This is a genomic window from uncultured Chloroflexus sp. (assembly GCF_937129525.1).
In the GTDB taxonomy this organism is placed as follows: Bacteria; Chloroflexota; Chloroflexia; order Chloroflexales; family Chloroflexaceae; genus Chloroflexus.
The window spans coordinates 1-23,813 of record NZ_CAKZNK010000045.1 but is presented as its reverse complement, the minus strand read 5'-3'; the positions used below and the strand labels follow the sequence as shown (position 1 = coordinate 23,813).

At 58.1% G+C, this 23,813-nt stretch carries 20 protein-coding genes; 12 read left to right on the top strand and 8 right to left on the bottom strand.

Features of this window, described 5'->3' with window-relative positions; genetic code table 11:
* Positions 1 to 82: 82 nt before the first annotated feature.
* The 4 genes from Q0650_RS04390 to Q0650_RS04375 are packed head-to-tail and all read left to right on the top strand — an operon-like array spanning position 83 to position 4,991.
* The gene (locus Q0650_RS04390; RefSeq protein WP_298816308.1) at positions 83 to 2,158 is read left to right on the top strand and encodes a cellulose biosynthesis cyclic di-GMP-binding regulatory protein BcsB; all 2,076 of its coding nucleotides are present in this window, start codon (positions 83 to 85) and stop codon (positions 2,156 to 2,158) included.
* Between the two features lie 52 nt (positions 2,159 to 2,210).
* The gene (locus tag Q0650_RS04385; RefSeq protein ID WP_298816306.1) at positions 2,211 to 4,187 is read left to right on the top strand and encodes a glycosyltransferase family 2 protein; all 1,977 of its coding nucleotides are present in this window, start codon (positions 2,211 to 2,213) and stop codon (positions 4,185 to 4,187) included.
* Positions 4,188 to 4,223: 36 nt separating this feature from the next.
* Positions 4,224 to 4,559 carry an STAS domain-containing protein gene (locus Q0650_RS04380; protein ID WP_298816304.1) on the top strand — a complete coding sequence of 112 codons (336 nt, stop codon included), beginning with the start codon at positions 4,224 to 4,226 and terminating at the stop codon, positions 4,557 to 4,559.
* 18 nt (positions 4,560 to 4,577) lie between these two features.
* On the top strand, positions 4,578 to 4,991 hold the full coding sequence (locus Q0650_RS04375) for an ATP-binding protein (RefSeq protein WP_298816302.1): 414 nt from the start codon (positions 4,578 to 4,580) through the stop codon (positions 4,989 to 4,991).
* Here Q0650_RS04375 and Q0650_RS04370 read toward each other — a convergent pair whose 3' ends face one another.
* From Q0650_RS04370 to Q0650_RS04355, 4 genes are all read right to left on the bottom strand, one after another.
* Positions 4,992 to 5,378 carry a LysM domain-containing protein gene (locus tag Q0650_RS04370; RefSeq protein WP_298816301.1) on the bottom strand — a complete coding sequence of 129 codons (387 nt, stop codon included), beginning with the start codon at positions 5,376 to 5,378 and terminating at the stop codon, positions 4,992 to 4,994.
* Between the two features lie 65 nt (positions 5,379 to 5,443).
* Positions 5,444 to 6,592 carry a glycosyltransferase family 9 protein gene (locus Q0650_RS04365; protein WP_298816299.1) on the bottom strand — a complete coding sequence of 383 codons (1,149 nt, stop codon included), beginning with the start codon at positions 6,590 to 6,592 and terminating at the stop codon, positions 5,444 to 5,446.
* A 47-nt stretch (positions 6,593 to 6,639) separates the two neighbouring features.
* Complete coding sequence (locus Q0650_RS04360) at positions 6,640 to 7,947, bottom strand: CpXC domain-containing protein (RefSeq protein WP_298816297.1); 1,308 nt, start codon at positions 7,945 to 7,947, stop codon at positions 6,640 to 6,642.
* A gap of 39 nt (positions 7,948 to 7,986) precedes the next feature.
* A complete protein-coding gene (locus Q0650_RS04355) occupies positions 7,987 to 8,628 on the bottom strand; it encodes a class I SAM-dependent methyltransferase (RefSeq protein ID WP_298816294.1) in 642 nt (213 codons plus the stop codon).
* A 197-nt stretch (positions 8,629 to 8,825) separates the two neighbouring features.
* Here Q0650_RS04355 and Q0650_RS04350 point away from each other — a divergent pair, with 197 nt between their 5' ends.
* Positions 8,826 to 9,794, top strand: coding sequence for a quinone oxidoreductase (locus Q0650_RS04350; protein WP_298816292.1), 969 nt, complete (start codon positions 8,826 to 8,828; stop codon positions 9,792 to 9,794).
* A 157-nt stretch (positions 9,795 to 9,951) separates the two neighbouring features.
* Positions 9,952 to 11,352 (top strand): aspartate kinase, encoded by a 1,401-nt coding sequence (locus tag Q0650_RS04345; protein WP_298816290.1) that lies wholly within the window; start codon positions 9,952 to 9,954, stop codon positions 11,350 to 11,352.
* Positions 11,353 to 11,413: 61 nt separating this feature from the next.
* On the opposite strand, the gene Q0650_RS04340 is transcribed toward Q0650_RS04345, so the two are convergent.
* Positions 11,414 to 12,469 carry a 3-deoxy-7-phosphoheptulonate synthase gene (locus tag Q0650_RS04340; protein ID WP_298816288.1) on the bottom strand — a complete coding sequence of 352 codons (1,056 nt, stop codon included), beginning with the start codon at positions 12,467 to 12,469 and terminating at the stop codon, positions 11,414 to 11,416.
* Positions 12,470 to 12,673: 204 nt separating this feature from the next.
* Complete coding sequence (locus tag Q0650_RS04335) at positions 12,674 to 13,567, bottom strand: dihydrodipicolinate synthase family protein (RefSeq protein ID WP_298816286.1); 894 nt, start codon at positions 13,565 to 13,567, stop codon at positions 12,674 to 12,676.
* Between the two features lie 113 nt (positions 13,568 to 13,680).
* Here Q0650_RS04335 and Q0650_RS04330 point away from each other — a divergent pair, with 113 nt between their 5' ends.
* The gene (locus Q0650_RS04330) at positions 13,681 to 14,748 is read left to right on the top strand and encodes a glucose-1-phosphate thymidylyltransferase (protein ID WP_298816284.1); all 1,068 of its coding nucleotides are present in this window, start codon (positions 13,681 to 13,683) and stop codon (positions 14,746 to 14,748) included.
* A gap of 23 nt (positions 14,749 to 14,771) precedes the next feature.
* On the opposite strand, the gene rsmI is transcribed toward Q0650_RS04330, so the two are convergent.
* Positions 14,772 to 15,641 carry a 16S rRNA (cytidine(1402)-2'-O)-methyltransferase gene (gene rsmI / locus Q0650_RS04325; RefSeq protein WP_298816282.1) on the bottom strand — a complete coding sequence of 290 codons (870 nt, stop codon included), beginning with the start codon at positions 15,639 to 15,641 and terminating at the stop codon, positions 14,772 to 14,774.
* Between the two features lie 107 nt (positions 15,642 to 15,748).
* On the bottom strand, positions 15,749 to 16,747 hold the full coding sequence (locus tag Q0650_RS04320) for a GDP-mannose 4,6-dehydratase (RefSeq protein ID WP_298816281.1): 999 nt from the start codon (positions 16,745 to 16,747) through the stop codon (positions 15,749 to 15,751).
* A gap of 301 nt (positions 16,748 to 17,048) precedes the next feature.
* Here Q0650_RS04320 and Q0650_RS04315 point away from each other — a divergent pair, with 301 nt between their 5' ends.
* The 5 genes from Q0650_RS04315 (at position 17,049) to Q0650_RS04295 (ending at position 23,512) form a co-directional block, all read left to right on the top strand.
* The gene (locus Q0650_RS04315) at positions 17,049 to 18,089 is read left to right on the top strand and encodes a metal ABC transporter substrate-binding protein (RefSeq protein ID WP_298816279.1); all 1,041 of its coding nucleotides are present in this window, start codon (positions 17,049 to 17,051) and stop codon (positions 18,087 to 18,089) included.
* An 86-nt stretch (positions 18,090 to 18,175) separates the two neighbouring features.
* Entirely contained in the window at positions 18,176 to 19,009 is an 834-nt protein-coding gene (locus Q0650_RS04310) for a metal ABC transporter ATP-binding protein (RefSeq protein WP_298816277.1), read from the top strand.
* Positions 19,006 to 19,842 (top strand): metal ABC transporter permease, encoded by an 837-nt coding sequence (locus Q0650_RS04305; protein WP_298816275.1) that lies wholly within the window; start codon positions 19,006 to 19,008, stop codon positions 19,840 to 19,842. Before Q0650_RS04310 ends, Q0650_RS04305 begins: the two co-directional genes overlap by 4 nt.
* Positions 19,843 to 20,149: 307 nt before the next feature.
* The gene (locus Q0650_RS04300; protein ID WP_298816273.1) at positions 20,150 to 22,792 is read left to right on the top strand and encodes a CapA family protein; all 2,643 of its coding nucleotides are present in this window, start codon (positions 20,150 to 20,152) and stop codon (positions 22,790 to 22,792) included.
* A gap of 144 nt (positions 22,793 to 22,936) precedes the next feature.
* Positions 22,937 to 23,512 carry an ANTAR domain-containing response regulator gene (locus Q0650_RS04295; protein ID WP_298816271.1) on the top strand — a complete coding sequence of 192 codons (576 nt, stop codon included), beginning with the start codon at positions 22,937 to 22,939 and terminating at the stop codon, positions 23,510 to 23,512.
* Positions 23,513 to 23,813 lie beyond the last annotated feature (301 nt).

Below are 23,813 nucleotides of genomic sequence, written 5' to 3'. Positions count from 1 at the left end.
CATTGCCGGCGTTGCTTGGCCCCTTAACGGATGATCTGACAGTGGTAGTGCTGGCGCGGGACTGTGTGGCTGAGGAGTTGACATGAGCTGTCGTTGGATGCGCTGTCATTGGATGCGCTGGTGGTTCGTGTTCGCGCTAAGCTTGCTGGGAGCCATTGCGCCGATGCCGGTTGGTGCGCAAGAGGGGGCGATGCGCTTTGTCGATCTCGGCTATGGCGATCGCGCGGCGCGTGGCATAGATGCCATTCTTGATTATTATTTCCCCATCCCAACGGGTTTGCAACCGGCTCGTGATGGCCTGCTGACACTGCGTTTCACCCATTCACCGCTATTACGCTCTGACCGCTCGACAATCTCGGTTGCATTGAACGGTCAGTCTTTGAGCAGTATGCGGTTGACGCCGGATACGGCTGATGGCGGCACCCTGTCAGTGCCGCTGCCGATAGCTGGTTTTTCCGGGCCGGGACTGTTTCTCCAGGTGCAATTGCATATGCGCTTGACCGACGATGATTGCGAGGAGGTGCAAAATCCGGCGTTGTGGACGGTGGTGAGCGGCGACTCAACGTTGCAACTTAACCTGCAACCGGTTACCGACGGAACGCTGGCCGATCTGGCGGCACTCTTTGCGCCATTGCCGCTCAGCGCACCGGCGATGCGTCAGCCGCCGACCCTGGTCTTATCGCCAGCTACCGATCCAGCAACGCTGGCCGCAGCGAGCACGGTTGCCTTTGCGGTGGGCCGCTGGTCGGCGTTAAGCGGGCAAGATCCGGCGCTGGCAGTGGATGCAACGGTGCCCGATCAAGCGCCGGCAATTGCGGTTGTTTTGGGCGCCTTGCCAGCAGGCGATTGGGGGCAGGTGCGCTGGAATGGCGGCAACTATGAGGTGAACGGAGAGTTGATTCCGGCTGAGCACGGGTTACTGGCGCTTGTCACCATTGCTCCACCACGCTTGCTGGTAGCCGGGGCCTCGCCAACTGCTCTGGCATACGCGGCGCGCGCGTTGACAACCTCGTTGCCGGCTGCTCCGTTGCTGGCCGTGACCCAGCCGCCGCCGGAGGCGGTCGCAGTGGCATGGCAGGAGAGCGCGGCTAGTTTTGCTCAGTTGGGCATTGGTCAGCGGCAGGTGACCGGCGCAGGAGAACATCGAATCGATTATGCCTTTGAGCGTCCGCCTGAGTGGGATGTACGGGTTGGGGCGACGCTGGAATTGCATGTTGTCACAGCCGCCGGTTTGTTGTCCGACTCGTCGTGGTTGGCGGTAGCCGTAAATGGGATTACGCTCGGTTCGCAACGGTTACGGGTTGACACAAGTGCCGTAGAGCGATACCGGTTCGAATTGCCCGCCGATCTGCTGAATAGCGATCTGGCTGGCACGCCGTTGCGTCGGCTTGATCTGCAAGTGCGCCTCTATCTCGATCTTCCCAATATCGGTTGCGAAGAGGTTGATCCGGCGGCGGCCTGGGCAATCGTCATGCCATCTTCAGCGTGGCGATTGCCACACGATCCGGCGGCAGCGAATGATTTGGGGCGTTTTCCGGCGGTATTGAGCGGGAACAATGCCGCGCGGCTGGTATTGCCATCCCAACCCACGTCCGCAGAGGTGCAGGCGGGTTTAGAGTTGGCCGCAGCCGTTGGACGCTGGAGCGCAAAGCCTTCTATGCCACCACCTGCGCTGGTTACGGTGGATGCGCTGGGCGAAACGCGCAGCGGGCCGCTGGCAATTCTGGGCGATCGAAACCGGCATCCGCTGACGCTGGAACTCAATCTTTCTGCGAGTACTCCATTTGTCTATCAACCGGGTCGCGGCGCGCAGGCAACGTTGCACATTGTGCCATCGCCATGGCAGAACGGTGAGTGGATATTGGTGATCGACGCGGCTGACGGTAATGGTTTGCGGCTAGGGGTGCGGGCTTTGCGTGAACGGGCATTACTGGAGGTGTTGCAGGGCAGGCAAGCGCAGATTACCGGCGATCCAGAGATCACTGTTGTGCCGTTAGCGGCGCCGTTGGCGTTGCCGCCACAAAGCCTGACGCCGCGGGTGGAAGTGGTATTGCTCGAACGCATTCCGGCCTGGCAGATTGTGGGCGGGATTGTATTGCTAGCCCTGATTGCAACGGCGGCGCTGGTCGCGCGCATCCGTTGGCTGCGGAAACCGTGAGAAATGCGGGGCGAGTAGCGACTCGCTTGAGAATATCGCTCACTACGCAACTATGGAGTATTCGCCACTTCGCGCCATCTTTACGCATGCTGGTTGGGGGCCGGCGGAATGGGCGGCGTTTCGGCGCGGCCTGATCAAAATCCTGGTCATTACCAACCTGACCCTTGGCGCCTATTACCTGCTCTGGCGAGGTTTCGTCTCGCTCAACTGGCATGCATGGCTGTTTGCCCTGGCGCTATTCGGCGCAGAACTCTACAGCTATATCGGTAGCGTTCTCTTTGGTCTCACCGTCTTTCGGTTGCGTGAACGAGGCGAGCCGCCGCCAGCGCCGGCGGGGTTGCGGGTCGATGTCTTCATCACGTGCTACAACGAGCCAGTCGAGCTGGTGCGGAAGACGGTGCGCGCAGCAGTGGCAATTCGTTATCCCCACCAGACCTATTTGCTCGATGACGGCGCCAATCCGGCGATGCGGGCAATGGCGGTTGAAGAGGGGTGCGGCTATATTACCCGTTCATCAGTGTGGCAGGGGTTTGATCGGCATGCCAAGGCCGGCAATCTGATCAATGCGCTCGAGCAGACAACGGGCGATTTCATCTTGATCCTTGATGCCGATCAGGTACCGTTGCCTCACATCCTCGACCGGACATTGGGCTACTTTGCCGATCCCGAGGTGGCGTTAGTGCAAACACCCCAACACTTCATCAATGTGCCACCCGGCGATCCGTTTGGCAGTCATGCGCCACTCTTTTATGGCCCGATCCAGCAGGGCAAGGATGGCTGGAATGCAGCTTTTTTCTGCGGATCGAATGCTGTCTTGCGCCGCGAAGCGCTGGCGCGGATGGGAGTGTATTTTTTTGTGCGCGATGTCGAGCGCCGGATTCGGCGCGCTTTGCGCGAAGCAGATACAGTTATTCGACGGGCTGAACGGCGGCTGCTCAAAGCGGATCGGCAGCGTATTGCGCCGGCGTTGCGCGCGCTACGCAAGGCAGTGGCGCAGGCGCGACGTGAGCTTGATCGAGGCGATACCTTCCAGGAGGTGACGGAACGGTTTCAGCGCCGGGTGGAAGAGGCTGCGCGTCTAGTCGTAGCGGACGATTTGCGGCAGATTATGGCAGATCTGGCGGAAATCCAGTCGGCTGAAGCCGCCGATATTATGCGTTCGCTCAATGATGAGGCGTTGCTGGCAGAGCTGGCGGCCCGCGACCGCTCGCCGTTGGCGGCGATCGAGACGGTGCGACAATTGATCCCGCTGCTTGTCAATGAAGCGATGGATTATTTGCCAATTTCAACTATCTCGGTCACCGAAGATATGTCCACCTCAATGCGGTTGCACGCAACAGGATGGAAATCGGTGTATCACGACGAAATATTGGCCCACGGTCTGGCGCCAGAAGATCTGCGCAGCGCATTGCAGCAGCGGTTGCGGTGGGCGCAGGGCACCATTCAGGTGCTGCTGCGGGAAAATCCGCTGACTCTACCGGGATTGAGTCTCGGCCAGCGGCTTGCCTACTTTGATACGATGTGGAGTTATCTGTCGGGAATACCTACAATTATTTATCTGATTTCGCCACCGCTTTATCTCATCTTTGGTCTCTTGCCAGTCAATGCGCTATCAGATGAATTTTTCTGGCGACTGGTTCCGTATCTTGCCGTCAATCAACTGCTGTTTGCCGTGATCAGTTGGGGACGACCGACATGGCGCGGTCAACAGTACAGTTTGGCTCTCTTTCCACTCTGGATCAAGGCTGTGGTGACAGCGGCGGGAAATGTGTGGTTTGGCAAAAAACTCGGCTTCATCGTAACGCCCAAGACGCGCCAGCATGGGCGTTATTTCGGCCTGGTGCGCTGGCAAATTGCAATGATGGCGCTCCTGGCCGTATCTATCGTGATCGGGTTAGGACAACTGGCGTTGGGTTGGCGCAATGACGGGTTGCCGGTGCTTGTCAATGTCTTCTGGGCAGTGTACGATCTGATTATGCTCAGCGTAGTCATCGATGCTGCAATGTACCAGCCATCAGAGGAGCAGTAGTCTGATATGCGTGATGATTTTGCCAAAGGAGCAGACATGGAGATCACGGTCAACCCGGCGGGTCAACAAGCAGTGGTAGTGAAATTGAGTGGACGGCTTGATCTCCTGGTTGCGGCTGATGTGAAGCAGCGCTTGGCCCAGGTCGTGAATGAGGGGTTTCGGCTGATTGTGGTCGATATGAGCGAGGTCAGCTTTGTCGATAGTTCGGGATTGGGCGCGCTGATTGGCGGTCTGAAAGCCGCGCGGCTGGCCGGAGGCGATTTGAGACTGGCCAGTCCAGGTCCGCAGGCGCAGGCAATGCTAGAATTGACAACGCTTCATCGAGTGTTAAAGCCTTACCCAAATGTGACTGAGGCGTTACAGGCTGGGTAATAGTTAACGAGTGCCGTTATGCGCCGAATCGAGCGCCATTACGAATTGAGTACTGTGCCGGCTGAAGGGATTGCTCAGTTGCACGCCGCCCTGGATACATTTTGGGCAGAGGCGGAAGTGACAACTGACATACAGATTCGATTTGGCACAGCGCTGGCTGAAGTGGTAGCAAACATTTTGCAATATGCAGTGACACCTGGTGATGCGCCGATTCGGTTACGGTTACGCTGTTCGCCGCAGCGACTAGAGGCGCGCGTGGTCGATAACGGAAAAGCATGGGCAATGCCGGCGGCAACGTTGATGTTGCCTGATGATTGGGAAGAGAGTGGTCGTGGACTGGCAATTGCCCAGGCCTTTCTCGACACACTGCAATACCGCCGCCTGGGGAATGTGAATTGCTGGCGACTGGTATTGTCTGCCACAACTGACTGATTACGGTGTGGGCGTAAGCGTTGGTTGCGGCGTGCCGATCAGTGATGGAATGAGCAACGTCTGACCGGGTTGGATGAAGTTGGGATCGGTGAGGTTATTGGCGGCGACGATTTCATCGACGGTGAGACCAAACCGTTCGGCGATTGCGCTAAGCGTATCACCGGCCTGCACGATATAGAGCGCCGCTATGGTTGGTGTCGGGCGCGGCGCGCTGGCATAGGCGGTAGCAGTGGCGTCTATGTCAAGCGTAGGCGCTGGCGTAATGTCGAGAATGGCCGGCATTGTAATCAGAGGGCGTGGTGGCGGATCGGGCAGGCATGCAGTGAGCATAAGGCCAGCCTGAACGATTAGAAGGCAGATTGAACCGATCCACCAGAAACGAGCCATGCGCAGTTCTCCTTGACCGATCGATCACAGCCTCTCATTGTACCGATCACGAGAATGAGCGTCAATCATAGCCGGTCGATTGGTTTACTTCTGTTTTGCTTGATCATCTGCTCTACCAGGGTGGTAACCTGAGCCGGTTGAATGGCAGCCATACATTCAGGTGGGTCAGTTCCGCGTGGACAGGTTGCAAAGACACCGCATGGACTACAGGGCAGGCCAGCGCTGATCACGCGCTGACGGTGGGGGTCTCCCCACGGGCCGAAGCGGTGCGGGTCACTCGGCCCGAAGAGATGAATTGTTGGCACTCCCTGGCTAACCGCAATGTGGAGGGGGCCGCTATCAACGCCGATAACCAGCGTGGCGTGAGCGAACAGGGCAGCAAGGCGCTCGATGGTGAGTTCGGCGCTAAGGGTGAGCGTGTCGGGATGCGCAGCGGCAATCAACGCCAATCTGCCACTCTCGGCAGGGCTGCCGGTCAGGGCGATACGTCGATCTGGTTGCCGGATGGCTGCAATCAGTTCAATCCAATGCGATTCAGGCCAGTGCTTGGTTGGGCCGCCGGTGCCGGGATGGATGATAATCAACTGCTCGGCTGGCCTGACATGCTGTTGCTGCCATGCTGCGGCCCATGCGCGCGCGGCGGCAGAAGGTGAGAAGCGGAGCGCCGTGGGCGTGGCCGGTTGGCCAGTGAGCGCGGTAACAAGATCAAGCGCCTGTTGGGTGACGTGCTGGCGGGGATCGTAGGGGAGCGCCTGACTGAGCAGAGGTCGGCAGAGGGGATGGGCAAAGCCGATCCGGTGTGGAATGCCGGCGAGGAGCGCTAAGGCCGCACCCCACCAGTGGTCGTCACGCAACATGAGCGCGGCATCGTAACGCTGCCGGCGCAGTTGCCATGCCTCGCGCAACAGAAGGAGGTAGGGAGCGAGCAGCGCAGGTTTTGCGGCGGCGCGGTCGAAAGCGGGAAAGGGTAGGGTGCTGAGGGTATCGAGTTCGGGCAGACGTTGCCACATTGGCGCAGCCCATGGCCCCACCAGCGCGGTGAGATGGGCAGCAGGCAAAGCGCTGCGGAGAGCAGCCAGCGCCGGTGTTGCCAGCAGCAGATCGCCGAGATGATCGGGTTTGATGATTAGCACCCGTTGCGGCGGGTGCGCCGGGTTACGGCGCACCCACGGACGGGCTATGATGGCCAGCAGGCGGAGCAGTAACGCGCGCATAGGATTGACGCCGACACGTGAATGATGTCATGAGATACCATCACGTCTCAGAACAACAACGCGCTGGCTTCGCGGGCAAGCTGGCGCAGGCGTTCGGCATCCGCTTGATTGCCCCGTTTCGTTTCGGCTTCAGCCCGCTCGTTAAGGCGGCGGGCCAGCTCAGGCGTAATCATAGTCATATTCTTGCGCAACATGCGCGTTGCTTCAACGGCAGTCTCTTGCGCAAGTAGCTCGTTGATAAAGCGATCTTCAGGCGAGAGGCGCGATTCGATAATCTCACGCGCGGTAGCAGCCAGCATCTCAAGTTGCGCCACCAGCCCGGCGCTCCCGGCGTGTTGCGCAGCGGCAATACTGGCCGAAATGACCGTCAACAAGCCTTCGTCAACCTCTGCCGCTCGTTCGCGCAGGGCCGCAGCCGGATCGGGCGCAGCCAGAACGGCATCGATCAAGGCGCTACCGCGCTCGAACAGCTCTTGCGCCGCGCGGTCAATCTCTTCAACCAGCTCAAGAATTCGCGCGCGCCGCGCCGTCAACATCTGCGCTGTTGCCGTATCGCCGGCGGCTTCGGCGGCTTCGATCTGCTCCGTCCACAATTCAAAGAAACCGTAATCGATCAGCGGGCGCAATTCCTGGATCAGGGCAGGTAATTCGTCATCACCAGCCGCGCGCAGCCGCTCGATGGCTGTCTTCACCTCTTCGGCTGCGGCGAGCGCTGCGGCGCGAGCAGTGTATGCCATCAGCTTCTCGCGCACCTTGATCAACATCGAGCGCATCTGAGCCTGGGCATCATTGGTGGCGTTGATAAATGCATCGAGCGTGGCAAAAAACTCTGGAGTCAGGTCGGCGTTGTAACGTTGCGCTGCCTCAGTAAACTGCTTATCATCCTCAAGCAGATTGACCAGCTCGGTCAAGATTTCAACATAGCGGTTTTGGCGGCGCAAATCTTCGGCAGACACGCCATCAGCTTCGTAGATAGCTTCGAGCAATGATTGGAGAGTAAGAAAACGACGCGGCGCCAGCAGATAACCTCGCGGCGTTTCGGCAGGTAGCGCGCGCATCATAAACGCGGAAGCATCGCCGATGAAGCGATCGATCTCCTGAGGTTGACTGTTCAGCTCTTGGGGTACATAGACCAGAAAGAGCTGCTTTCCAGCATCGTGGTAGATGAGCGGCGCACTGAGCATACTTGCCAGGCCACAGCCAGGACAGACGGCGACATTGAGCTGACCGGTGAGCAGAGCTGCTTTCAGTTCAGGTTGTTCACCGCCATCGACCAGCGTATAGACCAGCGCGCGAAAGCGAGTGCCGCATGATGGACAGGCGAGTTGTACCGGTTGAGGTGGGGCCGAAGGCATTGATCTTCTCCAGTATTCATCCCATTCACTAGCCGCTGATTATACCACTCGTCGCCCAACTACGGCGTAGAGTGGGTCACTCAGCCAGTGATGAGGTGATCGATCAAGGCAGCGGATCTGTTCAAAGCCACCGGCCAGTTCAAAGTAGTAGCGCACCAGTTCAAGATGCTGGCGGTCGTTGGTTGCCAGCCAGATCCGAACTGCTTTGCTGGGAAAGCAGCGGTTAGAGAAGGTGACGATGAAGGGGCCACCCGGTTTGAGAATGCGGGCCACCTCGGCAAAGACCTCAACCGGACGAGTCATATACTGGATTGAAACGGTGCAAACGACGCCATCGAACGTTGCATCGGCGAAGGGTAACTGCGGATTCGCGTTGAGATCGTGGATCACGTACTCGTGCAGTTGTGGATTCAGCCGCATCTCTTCTTCGTTAAGACCCAGTCCAACCACACGCTGTAGCGGAATATCATCGGGTAGATGGCTGACATAACTGCTCATCAAATCGAGCAGGCAGCCACCCTGGGGCAGCTCTTCACGGATCAATTGAGTGACGGCGCAACGCGCCAGTTCATCAATATGGGCGGTGAGACGGGGGTAAAGATAGAAGAGGCGATCATCATTTTCGTCATAACGTTCGAAGTATTCGGGAGGAAGACCACTTTTCCGCACTACTGCCCCCATCTATGCATTCATTATCTGACATCGATCATTGAAGATTTGCTCGTGAATGACAGAGCGACAATACAAATTCCCGTCCAGTTGCCGACATCGGCCTGGAACTTTCATCGGGATGGTTGTTACATCACTAACACGCATTGAATAGCGCTATGTTATAGTATAGGTCGGTTTTCGATTTGAGCGCAAGGGCGAGGTACGAGATGCGGGCGATCCAGATACACCAGACCGGTGGGCCAGAGCAGTTGCAACTGGTCGATATTCCATTGCCGGAGCCGGGTGCGGGACAGGTGCGGGTGAAAGTCGCGGCAGCCGGGGTTAATTTTATCGACATCTACCATCGCAGCGGTCTCTACCCGCAGCCGTTGCCGTTTACTCTGGGGCTTGAAGTGGCGGGCACGGTTGATGCGGTTGGCACAGGGGTGACCGGGTGGAACCCGGGTGACCGGGTTGGTTGCGTGACCGCAATCGGCGGGTATGCCGAATATGCGCTGGCTTCCGCAGACAAGCTGGTGCGTATACCAGACAATGTTGATCTGGAAACGGCAGCGGCAGTGCTATTGCAGGGCATGACGGCTCACTATCTGACTTTTAGCACCTTTCCGTTGAAAGCGGGTGATACCTGTCTGGTGCATGCGGCGGCTGGCGGCGTGGGATTGCTGCTGATTCAAATCGCCAAACGGCTGGGAGCGCGGGTGATCGGCACCGTCTCGACCGAGGAGAAGGCGGCGCTGGCGCGGGCTGCTGGCGCTGATGAAGTGGTCATCTACACTCGCGAGTCGTTTGTTGAGCGCGCCCGCGCCTTTACCGATGGTCGCGGTGTTGATGTCGTCTACGACTCGGTGGGAGCAAGCACGGTGGAAGGCAGTCTCGACAGCTTGCGGCCACGCGGGATGTTTGTCACGTTTGGCAACGCCAGCGGGCCGGTGCCACCAATTTCGCCGTTGACGCTCAGCAGCAAGGGATCGCTGTTTATGACCCGGCCAACCCTCTTTCACTACATCGCCACGCCCGATGAGCTACGCTGGCGGGCACATGATCTCTTTGCCTGGATTGGGGCAGGTGAGTTGCAGGTACGGATCGACCGCCGCTATCCACTGACCGAGGCGGCTGCGGCGCAAGTGGCGCTGGCAAACCGGGCAACGAGCGGGAAGCTACTGCTGATTCCGTAAGAGGTTTCCACAACAACGGCGCGGTAGGGAAGAGAACAGACATTGCGCGTATCTCATTCACACCTCGCCTGACGCCAATGCAGTTCACGTCGCGGTGATGCACAAACGGGCACGCCGCGGCGTTGTTTATTGATCGCCATCAGTAAGGAGTTTAGCAATGCGTCTGGTGATGAAATTCGGCGGTACCTCGGTTGGCAGTGCCGAGGCAATACGGCGAGTCGTCGAGATTGTAGGCTCGCATGCTCGCGAACACGAGGTTGTGGTGGTCGTGTCGGCGATGAATGCGCCTGATCTGCGCACAACCGATACCCTGATTGCCGCCGCCAGGGCCGCAGCGGCAGGTAATGGCGATGCCACTGCGCAGGTAGCGCCGCGATTGCTCGAGATGCATATGCGAGTAGCTGCCGAGCTACTCTCTCCTGACGAGCGCGCCAACCTTGAGCCGCAGATTCGGGCAATGCTCGATTACATGAGTGATTTGTCGCGCAGCATTGCTGTTTTAGGCGAACTGACACCACGCGCGCTCGATCTGTTTAGCGGCCTGGGTGAGCGACTCAATGCGCGCCTGATCGCCGCTGCCTTGCGCAGCGCCGGCATTGAGGCTGAGGCAATTGATGCCACCGAATTGATTGTGACCGATGATCGTTACGGCAATGCCTCGCCTCTTGAACCGGATACTCGCGAGCGCAGTCGCGCAAGGTTGTTGCCGTTGTTGGCGTCCAACCGGGTGCCGGTTGTGACCGGTTTTATCGGCGCAACCCGGGCTGGTGTGCCGACGACATTGGGGCGTGGCGGTTCTGACTACACCTGCGCAATCCTGGGAGCCGATCTCGATGCCGATGAGGTCTGGTTCTGGAAAGAGGTGGATGGAGTATTGTCGGCTAACCCAAAGGTGGTGCCGGAAGCGCGCACATTGCCGCGTCTCTCGTATGCTGAGATGAGCGAGATGGCTTATTACGGCGCGAACGTGTTGCATCCCAAGACAGTGCAGCCGCTGGTGCATCGTCGCATCCCGATTCGGATTCGCAATACCTTCAACCCTGCCCATCCGGGCACGCTTATTGACGCAGAAGGCGATAGCGGGAGCGTGCATGCGATTACGGCTATCAAAGGGCTGAGCCTGATCACGGTCGGTGGGCCGGGGATGCTGGGCCTCACCGGTGTAGCGGCACGCATTTTTGGCGCAGTGGCGCGCGTCGGCGCGAATATCTTGCTCATTTCACAGGCCAGCAGCGAGCAGAGTGTCTGTTTTGCGGTGCCGGGTGATGAGGCAGCGAAAGTAGTGAACGAACTGCGTTGTGAACTCGACCGTGAATTTGCGGCCCACGATGTCGAGCATATCGGCGTGATCACGCCGGTAGTGATTGTCGCGGTCGTCGGTTCGGGCATGCGCGGCACACCGGGAATTGCCGGACGGGTGTTCGGTGCGCTCGGCGCGGCGGGGGTGAATGTAATCGCAATTGCGCAGGGGAGCACTGAAAACAACATCTCGCTGGTCGTTGCCGATGCCGATGCTGACAAAGCTGTGCGCGCAGTGCATGCCGCGTTTGTAAACTAACAACCATACTGGCACGCGCAGACGCCGCAACAACCCGGTTGATGGGCGTCTGCGCGCTGGCCTAGCGTCTGCTCAGCGCAAGGTGGGCTTCGTGCAACAGACGCTCGGTTGTATCCCAGCCGACGCAACCATCGGTCAGCGAGACGCCATATTTCAAGATGCTACGGTCGGCAACAAGCGGCTGTTTTCCCTCGAACAGGTTACTCTCGAGCATCATGCCGATAATTGGCAGATCCTCCTCGACCATGTAGCCGAGCACTGTCTGCCAAACAGCTTCCTGACGGCGAAAATCGCCCCCTGAATTGGCGTGGCTGCAATCGATCATCACTGCCGGCGCGCGTTCGGCTTCGCGCATCAGTCGGGTGGCTTGCACGATATACTCCAGATGGTAGTTGGGGCCGTGACGCCCACCACGCAGAATGACGAAGCTGTCCGGGTTGCCGGTAGTGCGCACAACACTACTCCGACCATCTTCATCAATGCCAAGAAAGCTGTGCGGCACTGCCGCTGAAACACACGCATTCACTGCAACCTGAATGCCGCCATCGGTACCGTTTTTAAAGCCGACCGGCATCGAGATACCGCTGGCCAGAGCGCGATGGGTCTGCGCTTCGCTGGTGCGGGCGCCGATGGTGGCCAGACTGATCTGATCGTCGAGGTATTGCGGGCTAATCGGGTCGAGCATCTCAGTTGCAACCGGCACGCCAAGTTCGTTGATCGCCAGCAAGAGCTGACGAGCGATGCGCAGACCGGCAGCCATGTCAAACGAACCGTCGAGATGGGGATCGTTGATCAACCCACGCCAACCGACGGTCGTGCGCGGTTTTTCGAGGTATGCGCGCATGACGATTAATAACTGATCGCCGAGTGGCTGTTGCAAAGCCTGCAACCGACGCGCATAGTCAAGCGCTGCTTCCGGGTCGTGGATTGAACATGGGCCGACAACCATGACTCGACGCTGATCATCGCCGCGCAGGATGCGGCGAATCGCGGCGCGGGTTTCGGCTACCGTCCTGGCTGCCGCAGGGCTGATGGGCAATTCGGCTTTCAGCGCCCGTGGTGGTTGCAGTGGAGTCAGTTCACGGACGTGCAGATTGGCTAGCGGTATCTGGTTCATAGATGTTTCATCTCAACATGAGCGCGCGCAGATGCAGCGAGCGATAATAATGATCTCTCGCAGCATCTGCCAGGTAACCGGACGCGGCGCGCGTGACGCAACTCCTGGTATCAGTATACTCTGAATTACCGTTCAGCCTGTCATCGAGCATTACCGGGTAAACCGGGCGATTGCGCAGCATACCCGACTCTGCTACGATGACGCTTATGCGCCGGCCATAATTCGCTTGTAAGCGGCGCGCAGCGCTTCGGCTTCATCATTGCTCAACGGCAACAACGGCAAGCGCAGCGCTGTCTCCGGTAGATTGCTGGTCCAGGTCAGCGCAGCTTTCAACGCCGGCGGTGTGTTCATCGGATCGATCAGGTCGCGCACTGCGCTCAGCCGAGCCTGAGCTGCCGAAACATCGCCGCCATTGTGGAAAGCGTCAAAGACGGCGCGGGCGAGCTGTGGGAAAGCGCTCGAGAGAGCGGTAATCGCTCCGGCGGCACCGCCGGCCAGCGCGCGAGCGATCAGGCGATCACTACCGGTAAAGATGCGCAGTTGCGGGTAGCGGTCGATCAGCATCTTTGAATGTTCCCAATCGCCACTACTGTCTTTGAGACCGAAAAATTGACCGGGATGACTCTCGATCAGTCCATCGATGATCGAGGTTGTAATCGGCACGCCGGTAACTTGTGGGATGTGGTAGAGCATCACGCGCGCGTCGGCAGGGAGGGCATCGCAGAGAGCGCGGAAATAGGCCAGAATGCCGGTTTCGCTCGGCTGTTTGATGTAGAATGGCGGCATCACGAGAATGGCATCGACACCGAGGTCGATTGCAGCCCGGCTGAGCGCAATCGTATCGGTCAGCGCCGCGCAGCCGGTGCCGGCAATGACACTCAATTCACCGCGATGCTGCATAATGATTTCCAGCGCGCGCGTTCGTTCGGCAACGCTCATCGACGGGCCTTCACCAGTAGTGCCAAGCGCCAGGACACCGTGCAAACCACCATCGGCCAAAAATTGCAAATATCCTGGCAGCCACTCATAATCGACCGGTCCCACATCACTGGTGAACGGCGTAAGCATAGCGCTAATAATGCCGCGAATCTCTGCCATATGATCCTCCTTGAACAGTGACCATTTGGGTAACTCTACCACAAGTTGCCGTCTCTGCCACATGGTGTAGAATCAGTCAGCGGTAGACGCTCTCAACAGTGAAGAAGGCAGTTATGAAAGGACTTGTGCTTAGCGGCGGCAAAGGCACCCGGTTGCGTCCGATTACTTATACCAGCGCCAAGCAGTTGGTGCCGGTGGCAAACAAACCGGTGCTCTTCCGTGTGATCGAGGCAATTCGTGATGCTGGAATTACCGACATCGGGATCGTGATCGGTGATACCGGCGACGAAATCCGGTCAGCCGTCGGCAATGGTCGCCGATGGGGAGTGAAGATTACGTACATCCCACAAGAAGCGCCACTGGGGTTGGCTCACGCGGTGAAGATCAGTCGCGATTTTCTCGGCGATGAACGGTTTGTGATGTTCCTGGGTGATAACTGTATTCAGGGCGGAATCAGTCCGCTGATCGAGCAGTTTGGCCGCAGCAACTACAACGCGCAGATCGTGTTGAAAAAGGTGAGTGATCCCCGTTCGTTCGGTGTAGCCGAACTGGATGACGACGGGCGGATCATTCGGTTGGTGGAGAAGCCGCGCGAGCCAAAATCGGATCTGGCGCTGGTTGGCATCTACATGTTCGATCATCACGTGTTCGAGGCAGTCGAAGCGATTCGACCGTCGGCGCGCGGCGAGCTTGAGATTACTGACGCCATCCAGTGGCTGGTGAGTAACGGCTACGAGGTGTACCCTTATGTCCACGAGGGCTGGTGGATCGATACCGGCAAGAAAGACGACATGCTTGAAGCAAATCGACTGGTGCTTGACGAGTTAGAGCCATCGGTGCAGGGGTACGTCGATCGCGACTCGCAGTTGATCGGCAAGGTGATCATCGAGCAGGGCGCCGAGGTCATCAACAGCACGATTCGCGGTCCGGCCATTATCGGTGAGCACACGCGCATTGTGAACGCATATGTCGGGCCGTTTACCTCAATCTATCACCATTGCCATATCGAAGAGTGCGAGATCGAACACAGCATCGTGCTGGAATACTGCACTATTCGCGGCCTGCCACACCGTCTGGAGGATAGCCTGATCGGGCGTAATGTTGAAATCGGACGCAGTCCGCTCCGTCCGAAAGCGTATCGGTTTATGTTGGGCGATAACAGTTCGGTGGGTGTGCTATAGCCACCTTGCAGGCTGCTCGTTATTCATTGGTCACATATGTCGCGCCACACGTCATAGACGGTATTTTTAGGCACCCCCAATTCCTGGGCAGCGCGACGCACTGCGGCGCTGCCCCGCAAACCTTGCTCGCTGAGGCTGCGCAAATATGCAGCGATAGTTTCCTCGGTCACAGTGGTCGTTTGCGCGCGCAGGCGGTAACGGTCGCGTTTTCGATCGCTGACCGGCTCGGCGCCGGCAATGACAATCGTGAACTCGCCGCGCGGTGACTGTTGACTGAAGTGTTCAATGAGTTCATCAGCCGTGCCTCGAAATATCGCTTCGAAGCGCTTGGTCAGGTCATTGGCAACAGCGAGCGGGCGCGGGCCGAGAACAGCGGCAATATCGCGTAGCGCTTCGAGCAGGCGGTGGGGCGTTTCAAAACAGATCACGGTGATGGTCAGGTCGGCAATCTCATCGAGTAATGCGCGTCGTTCGCGCGATTGGCGGGGTAGAAAGCCGATAAACGCGAAACGACTGGTATCCATACCCGATGCGACCAGAGCGGCGATTGGCGCGCTCGGGCCGGGGATGACAACAACCTGGTGACCCGCAGCAAGACATGCCTGCACCAATTCCTGACCGGGATCGGCAATCGCCGGTGTGCCGGCATCTGAGACCAGCGCCACATCACCTGCTTGCAATGCCGCCAAAATATCATCGCGCCGCGTCAGTTTATTGTGCTCGTGGTAGGAGATACACGGCGTGGTGATCTGGTAGTGATCGAGCAAGATGCGGGTGTGGCGGGTGTCTTCAGCCGCAATGAGTCGCACTTCGCGCAAAATGCGCAACGCGCGCAGGGTTATGTCTTCGAGATTGCCGATTGGTGTTGCGACAAGATAGAGTGTGCCCATCATCTCAATCTACTGATGCGCAGATGCCGCAATGTCGGCGGATGGCTGTCGATCTGGCAATATGCGCCACAATCTGACATGGGCTGACGAGAGAGGCATCTGCGCGGATCTTACCGGTTTTGGGGAAAATCCTGCTTTACATCGCTGACCGGCACCCCCAGTTGCGCGCGCCAGTAATCCAACACCTCGGCGACGATCTGTTCAATCCCAATTTCAGGTTGCCAGCCGGTAGCCGCGCACAGTTTGCGATTGTCTCCTTGCAAGATCGGCTCGTCAACCGGGCGCAGACGGGCAGGATCAAGTTGCACGGTAACTGGTGTTCGTCCCAGCGCAATGACCAGATCAACAATATCACCGATCCGCACGGCCTTCCCTGAACAAAGATTGTACACTTCGCCGGGCGTGCCGTGTTCGAGCAAGAGCCACAGTGCCCGCGCCACATCGCGGGTGTGGGTAAAATCGCGTTTCGGCGCGAGGTTGCCCACGTAGATCACCGGCGGTTGCTGACCGGCTTCAATCAGAGCCATCTGACGGCAGAAGGTCTGGATCGAGCAACGATCCCCCTGGCGCGGGCCAACATGGTTAAACGAGCGGGTCACAACCACGTGCATGCCATAACTGGCGTGATACTGCAAACCGCTCAGCTCGGCAGCGACCTTGCTCACCCCATAGGGGCTAGCTGGGCGCAAAGGGTGATCTTCGCGAATGGGCACTTCGTCAGGGCGCACCGGCCCATACTCGGCGCTGGTACCGGCAATGTGAATCCGGGCCTGGGGCACATGGCGACGCGCTGCCTCAAGTAGATTGATAGTGCCTTCCACATTGGCCCGCATGGTCAGGATTGGCGCATCCCACGATGCGCTGGGGTAGCTTTGGGCAGCGAGGTGAAAGATACGATCAGGTTGGGCGGCAGCGACAGCGCGATCAATCGAAAACGCATCTTCGATGTCGCCTTCGTGAATGGTGATTTTTCCTTCCAGATGCGCAATCGGGCGCGGATCGCTCCGCCAGCGCTTAAAGGCATGGATCTCTAACCCGGGAATTGTCAACAGGTAATCGGCCAGAAAACTACCAACCGGGCCGGTGATGCCGGTAATGAAAACTCGCATAACACCTCCGCTCTGTTTCGCCGCTAATCATACCACGTTCGCGTGAGAAGCATCGATTGCTCTAACTACGTGTGCCGCTGATGAAGCGAGTAAAACGGTATTGTTCGTGGATGCCGTTGCGGGCCGGGTTGTGTGGCGACACCAATGCCAACGCGCGATGCCGTGGCAGTCACCGGGCAGCGATTGGATGAGATGATCGTGGCAGGCCGGGCTATTAGTGATCTGGAAGCCGGATTTGACAGTCGATGCAGCGTGAGTCATAATCTTGTTGAAACAATGTTTCATTATGGAGGTATATACAATGAATGCGATCCAAAGAGTTTTCATAATTGCGCTCGTAGTGCTTTTGGTTGCCGGTTGTGGTCAGGCGCCAGCGAGCCAGACCTCGACTGCACCGGAACCGATTGCCGTCATGGCCAGCACGAGCATTGTGGCCGATGTGGTGCGGCAGATTGGCGGAGAGCGGGTGCAGGTAGCGACAATTGTGCCGATTGGCGCCGACGCCCACAATTACGAGCCGTCGCCGCAGGATCTGGCGCGCGTAAATGAAGCGAGGGCAATCTTCACGGTTGGCGCCGGTTATGAAGAGTTTATTGAGCGCCTCATTACCAGTTCGGGCACACAGGCGGAAGTGGTGGCGTTGTCAGAAGGTTTGGTTCTGCGCGAGCTGAGTGCAGAAGAAGCTGTCGGGCATTCGCGCGGTGAAGAGCATGGCGCAGAACACGGCGACGAGCACGGTGACGAACATAGCGACGAGCACGGTGACGAACACAGCGACGAGCACGGTGAAGAGCACAGCCATGCAGCGGGTACAATCGATGGTCACACCTGGACAGACCCGGCCAATGTAAAAGCGTGGGCTGATCTGATCGCCTCTACCTTAAGTCGGATCGATCCGGCAGGCGCAACGATGTACACGTCACGCGCTGCTGACTATCAACGTCAGCTCGATGAACTCGATCGTTGGATTGCAGAGCAGTTTGCGGCGATTCCGGCTGAACGGCGGCTGATCGTCTCGGATCACATCATCTTTGGTTATCTGGCCGATCGGTATGGGTTGCGCCAGTTGGGCGCTATTATTCCGGGGGTAAGCACCAGCGCTGCGCCTTCAGCGCAAGAGCTGGCGGCATTGCAAGATTTGATCGCCGATCACGGGGTGACGGCGATCTTCGTTGGCGACATTGCTAACCAGCAATTGGCCGAGCAGATTGCCCGCGATACCGGCATTAAGATTGTGCCGGTATTGACTGAGTCGCTCACTGATACGAATGGGCCGGGCGCAACCTATATCGACTATATGCGCTACAACGTGCAGCAAATGGCTGATGCGCTGCGCGGGTAAACCGGTTTCTCGTTTACAATCATGGGGCGACGCAGCGCGTTGCCCCTTTGTGTATTAAACAAGATGTGGCGTGATAGGAACATGATATGGCTGTCTCGTCTGTATCTGAACCGGCAACGTCTGCGACGACGACTGCTGTGCCGGCGCTCACCATTCGCCATCTGACCGCGCGCTATCGCCAGATTGAGGCATTGAGCGATATTTCCATCGAAATCCAGGCTGGTGAACAGGTGGCCGTTGTTGGCCCCAACGGCGCCGGTAAGAGTACGTTGCTAAAGGCGATTGCCGGCCTGCAACCGATCACCACCGGTGAGATTCGAGTATTCGGCACTGAACGGCCTGAACCGAATACAATCGCCTATGTGCCGCAACGCTTGCAGGTTGACTGGCGGTTTCCTGTCTCGGTGAGTGATGTGGTGTTGATGGGACGGGTTGGGCGGATCGGTCTCTTTCGCCGCCCATCGCGCCACGATCGCGAGTTAGCGCAGCGGGCGCTCGAACGGGTCGGGTTGGCGGCTTTTGCCGATCGACAGATTGGGCAGTTATCGGGCGGGCAACAGCAGCGTGTGTTTCTGGCGCGCGCGCTGGCTCAGGAAGCGCGTCTCTTGCTGATGGATGAACCGCTAGTTGGGCTTGATATTCCCTCTCAAGACGAAATCTTCCGAACTCTGGCCGCCTTGCGGGCCGAAGGAGTAACAGTTTTGACCGCGTTGCACGATCTGCAACAGGCAGCGCGCTATTTTGATCGGGTCATGTTATTGAACCGTCGCCTGATCGCGTGCGCGCCAGCGCGGGTAGCCTTTACCGCCGCTAATCTGGTGGCAACCTATGGTGGTCATCTCCATTTGCTGAGTGATGGTGATGGCTTACTCACCGTGGCCGATACGTGTTGCGATCCAACACCGGATAGAACGCTATGATCGACTTTCTCACCACCCCACTAGCCTACCCTTTCATGCAGCGCGGGTTGATCGCAGCGCTGCTGGTTGGAATCGTCTGTGCCGTGGTGGGCGTGTATGTCATCTTGCGCGGGATGGCGTTTCTGGGTGATGCGCTGGCCCACACGATTTTACCAGGCATTGCGGTCGGCTATCTGATCAACGGCGCCGATCGCGGCGCGCTCTTCTGGTGGGCACTAGGGGCGGCGCTGATCAGTTCGGTTTCAATTGGCGCCATCAGTCGCGCAGCTCGTATGCGGGAAGATACAGCAATTGGGATTGTCTTTGCCGCCATGTTTGCGCTGGGAGTAGCATTAATTTCGACCGTGCGCAATTCTGCGGTGGATCTTTCGCATTTCCTCTTCGGTAACATTTTAGGCGTGAGCGCAGGCGATCTCTGGCGAATTGCTTTGTTCGGGGCATTAGTACTGCTCGTCATTATCCTCTTTTACAAAGAGTTGATGTTGATCACCTTTGATCCGGTACTGGCAGCAACACTTCGTCTGCCGGTGCGATTGTTCGATCTCCTCTTGCTGGCGATGCTGGCGATAGCAATCGTAGTCGCAATTCAAACTGTTGGCGTGGCATTGACTCTGGCAATTCTGGTTACGCCTCCGGCTACTGCTGCTTTCTTTACCCACCGCATGCATACGATGATGATGGCTGCCGCCTTGCTGGCGGTGATCGCCGGGGTTGCCGGTCTCTATGCCTCATATTACCTCAGCATTGCTTCAGGCGCCGCCATTGTGCTGACCAGTACACTCATCTTTATGTTGGTTTGGGCCGGTTCACGGCTGCGTCGGCGTAACCTCTGAGAATGTAGTACAATTGTTGCAGTCGGCGCCCTGGTTTCACCGGGGCTGAAGCTGTTATGGCGCTATATGCGGTTGTCGCCAGTAGATAAAATGGCGCCGTAACGTTGATCTGCCGGTCTCGTTGTCCGCATTGATTAGCCGATGATCAGGGCTGGCGGCAATCCGCTCGTGTCTGGTTAAAAGACTTGCCCGATGCTGCCCGGCAGAGAATTCGTTCCTGACCATTGGCCCGGCGGCGAAGAGTTCTGCTCCCGTGTAAATTGAAACTGTATGTAGCGCAAAGCCATAGTCGATTGCGCACTGACGTATGATTGCAAGCCGGTTCTTACTCATTCTCACAATTCTGATGTGGTTTGTCGCAACTCCGGTGGCGCAGGCGCAGCCGGCGGTGGGGTCACGGTTGGCGCTTAATCGCTGTGGTGGAGGAGATACGGTGCAGTATACGCTGGCCGTTGCCGGCGCTATCACTCCCGACGCACTCATTCCTGGCGGGATCGAGACGCCGAGCTTCGCTGAGTCATTGGCGCCGTTGCGCCCCTTTTTGATAGCCGCCGATCTGGGCATTGCTACCCTGGCCGGGCCTTTGGCTGGTGGGCCGGCGCCAGCGCTGGCTGCAGCGCTGGCCGAGAGCAATCTGCTCTTGCTAGGTGCAGCCCATCCGCGCTTACTCGATCGCGGCCCTACCGGAGTCGATGCGACATTGCAGACACTGGCCCGCTACGGGATTTATCAGCACGGTATTGCATCGGGTGGCGAGCCGCTGCCACCTTTTCTGAAAGTCACCGTGCCGCATCCCAATTCACCGCTGACAATGGCCTTTCTCAGCGCAACGTGGGGGCTAGACGGTAATGCCGATCCACGTGGGCAGGTCAACCTGCTGGCCGATGCCGCTGGCGTACTTCCGGCAATCAGCCAGGCAATCGAACAGGCGCGCCGGGAGACCGATCTGGTCATCGTGATGGCTGCCTGGGGCAATCCGGTTGACCCTGATCCGGCTCAGGCCCGGATCAATGCAGCGCGCAATCTGATTGCCGCCGGCGCCGATCTGGTCATCGGGAGCATTCCCGCTCAAGCGGCAACGGTTGACTGGGTGCGTGCCGGTGATCGAGAAGGTCTCGCGATCTTTTCGACTGGCGATTTCATCGGCGCTGATAGCGCGCCGGCAACCCTCATGTACGTCGGCGTGACCCGCAACGCCGATGGCGCGGCTCAGATAACCGGGATTCGCTACCTGCCAGTTATGCCTGGCAATGGCAATCGCGGCCCAACGCCATTGCCGACTGCTCCACCTGATTTAGCGCGGTTGCTCGGCGATCCTGGTCAACTGCACGTGGTCGCGCCGCTGCCACCAAATGGCAAGATCGAGGTCTGTCCATCGCTGATCCTGCCCGAAATGCCAGATGTACCGATTACCGGTGATTTTGCCCGCTTCTACCAGACATTCGGCGGCGAACAGCCCCGTTCACTGTTAGAGTCGATTGCTTTGCTCGGTCTGCCGCTCGGTCCGGTGCGTCGTGAATTGGCCGGTGATTGTCAGCAAGAGGTTGTTGTTCTCTATACCGAACGTCAGCGCCTCGAATTGCACGCCGCTAACGACTGGCCCAACCGGGTTCAAGGCTCTCATCTAGGGGTAGTTGCGTTTCGGCTGGCGTATCCCGATCAGCCAGTTACCCCGCGCACCGATCTGAATGATCCGGCGTCTTTTGCGCATCCACGCTTCCGCGCCTTCTATGAACGGTATGGCGGTTTGAATGTGTTTGGGTATCCGATCAGCGATGCTGTGACCGAGCGCGATCCCAATACTGGCCGCGATCTGATCGTGCAATACTTTGAACGAGCGCGCTTTGAGTTCGATCCCGTTGCGCCGCAACCGAATGATCCGCTCTGGCAGGTGCGTTTGGGTTTGCTGGGCAGGGAAACGGGCGCGCAGGCGTTGAGTGTTCTGTGCCCGGCGACAGTGATGCCGGTCGCATCCGATACCTCAACAGCGACTCCGATGGCTACATCAGTAAGGACTGGTGAGGTAACTCAAGGTGATGGTAATGGAGTATCGTGGATGTTGCCCGTTATCATTGCGCTGGTGATAGCGCTGGTTATTGTTATCTTGTTTGCGATCTACGATTTTTATCGTTACATCGAGCAACACCCGTTGTTGGGGATGAATTCCCAGGTTCGGAGTGGATATCGATCGGCGACGCGCGCGGCTGCCCGACCAGCAGATACGACAACCCGTCAACAGGAGCGCTGGCAAGATCTTTTTGTGAACTTTTCCAGGCGCCGTAAATCGTCCGCAGCAGCGCCGGCAGAGGCGCCAGAATCGCCTGCTTCATCGCCAACCGGGTCGAGCCGTTCCCTGCTGAGTCGAGTGCTAAGGCGCGGCGATGGTACCGGCCACGCAGCGAGTAGCGTGCCAGATTGGCGCAAGCCAGCCCCGAAAGTCAGACATATCGCAGAATCGGTGGGAGGCAATTCTGCGACACGTTCAGACCATTCAAACCGGCGGACGGAAACGAGCGATCAGGCTGGTCATGCGCAGTCGGCCAATGCCGGGCCGTCGACTCACAGTGAACTGGAATCCTGGTTGCATGAGCCGGCTTCGTCGTTGCCGCTTGACGAGAATGGTAACCGGAGGCCGGTATCATTCAACGAATTGCCGGTCGATTGGAGCGATTTACCGCCGGCAGAGCGCGAGCGCTGGATGATGGAAATTGGGCCACTAGACGACGAGATGGCATCCGATCTGCCACCGGCAGAGCGCGAGCGCTGGCAATCTGAGCTGGCTGCGCCGGAGCCGGAGTTCGATCCGGAATGGTCGCGTGCGGTATCACCAGCCTCAGAGACCGGGCGATCCACCCGCCGACTCGATGACAGCGAAACACTGCTTGATCAGCAGGTAGACAATCGTCCTGATGAAGCAGACGATCTCTTGCGGAAACTGCTCGGCATATAATATATAGTGTCATGCAGGCACAAAATCATTCGCAAGACGGTTGATCTGCGAATGGTTGAATGCTATACTGCCGACATAAATGGAATCGAACCGGCGATGCGCAGTTCGTTGCATGTTGCCAGTTACGATAGAGGAGAAGAGCGTATGCCCCAAACCCGCCTGGTGATTGCCGATGATGAATCGATCATCCGCATGAATCTGAAAGAGACGCTCGTCAGTCTCGGTTATCTGGTGGTTGGCGAAGCGGGCGATGGCGTGAGTGTGATCAATCTTGCCCGCGAGTTGCGACCCGATCTTGTCTTGATGGATATCAAGATGCCAAAGCTCGATGGGATTCAGGCTGCTCGCATCTTAACTGAGGAAAAGATAGCGCCGGTGCTCCTCTTGACGGCCTATTCTGATCGCGAACTGGTTGAGCGGGCGAAAGAGGCGGGTGTCGTCAACTATATTGTGAAGCCGTTCCGCGAAGCTGAACTGTTGCCGGCGATTGAGATTGCGATTGCGCGCTATCAGGAATTCCTTGAGATGGATCGACAGGTAGCTGACCTGAAAGAGACGCTGGAGACGCGCAAGCTGGTTGAGCGCGCCAAGGGTATCTTGATGGATACGCAAGGTCTGAAAGAAGCCGAAGCCTTCCGCAAGATTCAGCAACTGTCGATGAATACACGCAAATCGATGAAGGAGATTGCGCAGGCGATCTTGCTGGCTCACGAGATTTGATCCCGTAGCAGGAGCACGCGAAACGGTGCTGGCTGCTCTGCTCCTCGGCAGTGGCGTTACGATTGACGACTGTGCGTTCAGTCTCTTTTAATGCTCGCGCGTCAAGCGCTGCTCCGGTAGCAGTGAGCGAGTTTTTGCCAGTGTCGGCATTGTCAGCGTGATTGACCAGCCAGTTACCGTTCAGCAATTTCCACAGTCGATTCTGAGCGCGCAAGTAGGGCTAATGTCGTTCTGCGCGTTGATTTTGGCGAACCAGTTTGTAGTTATGCCAATCGGCGCGATTCAGAACTCTCTGCTTCGG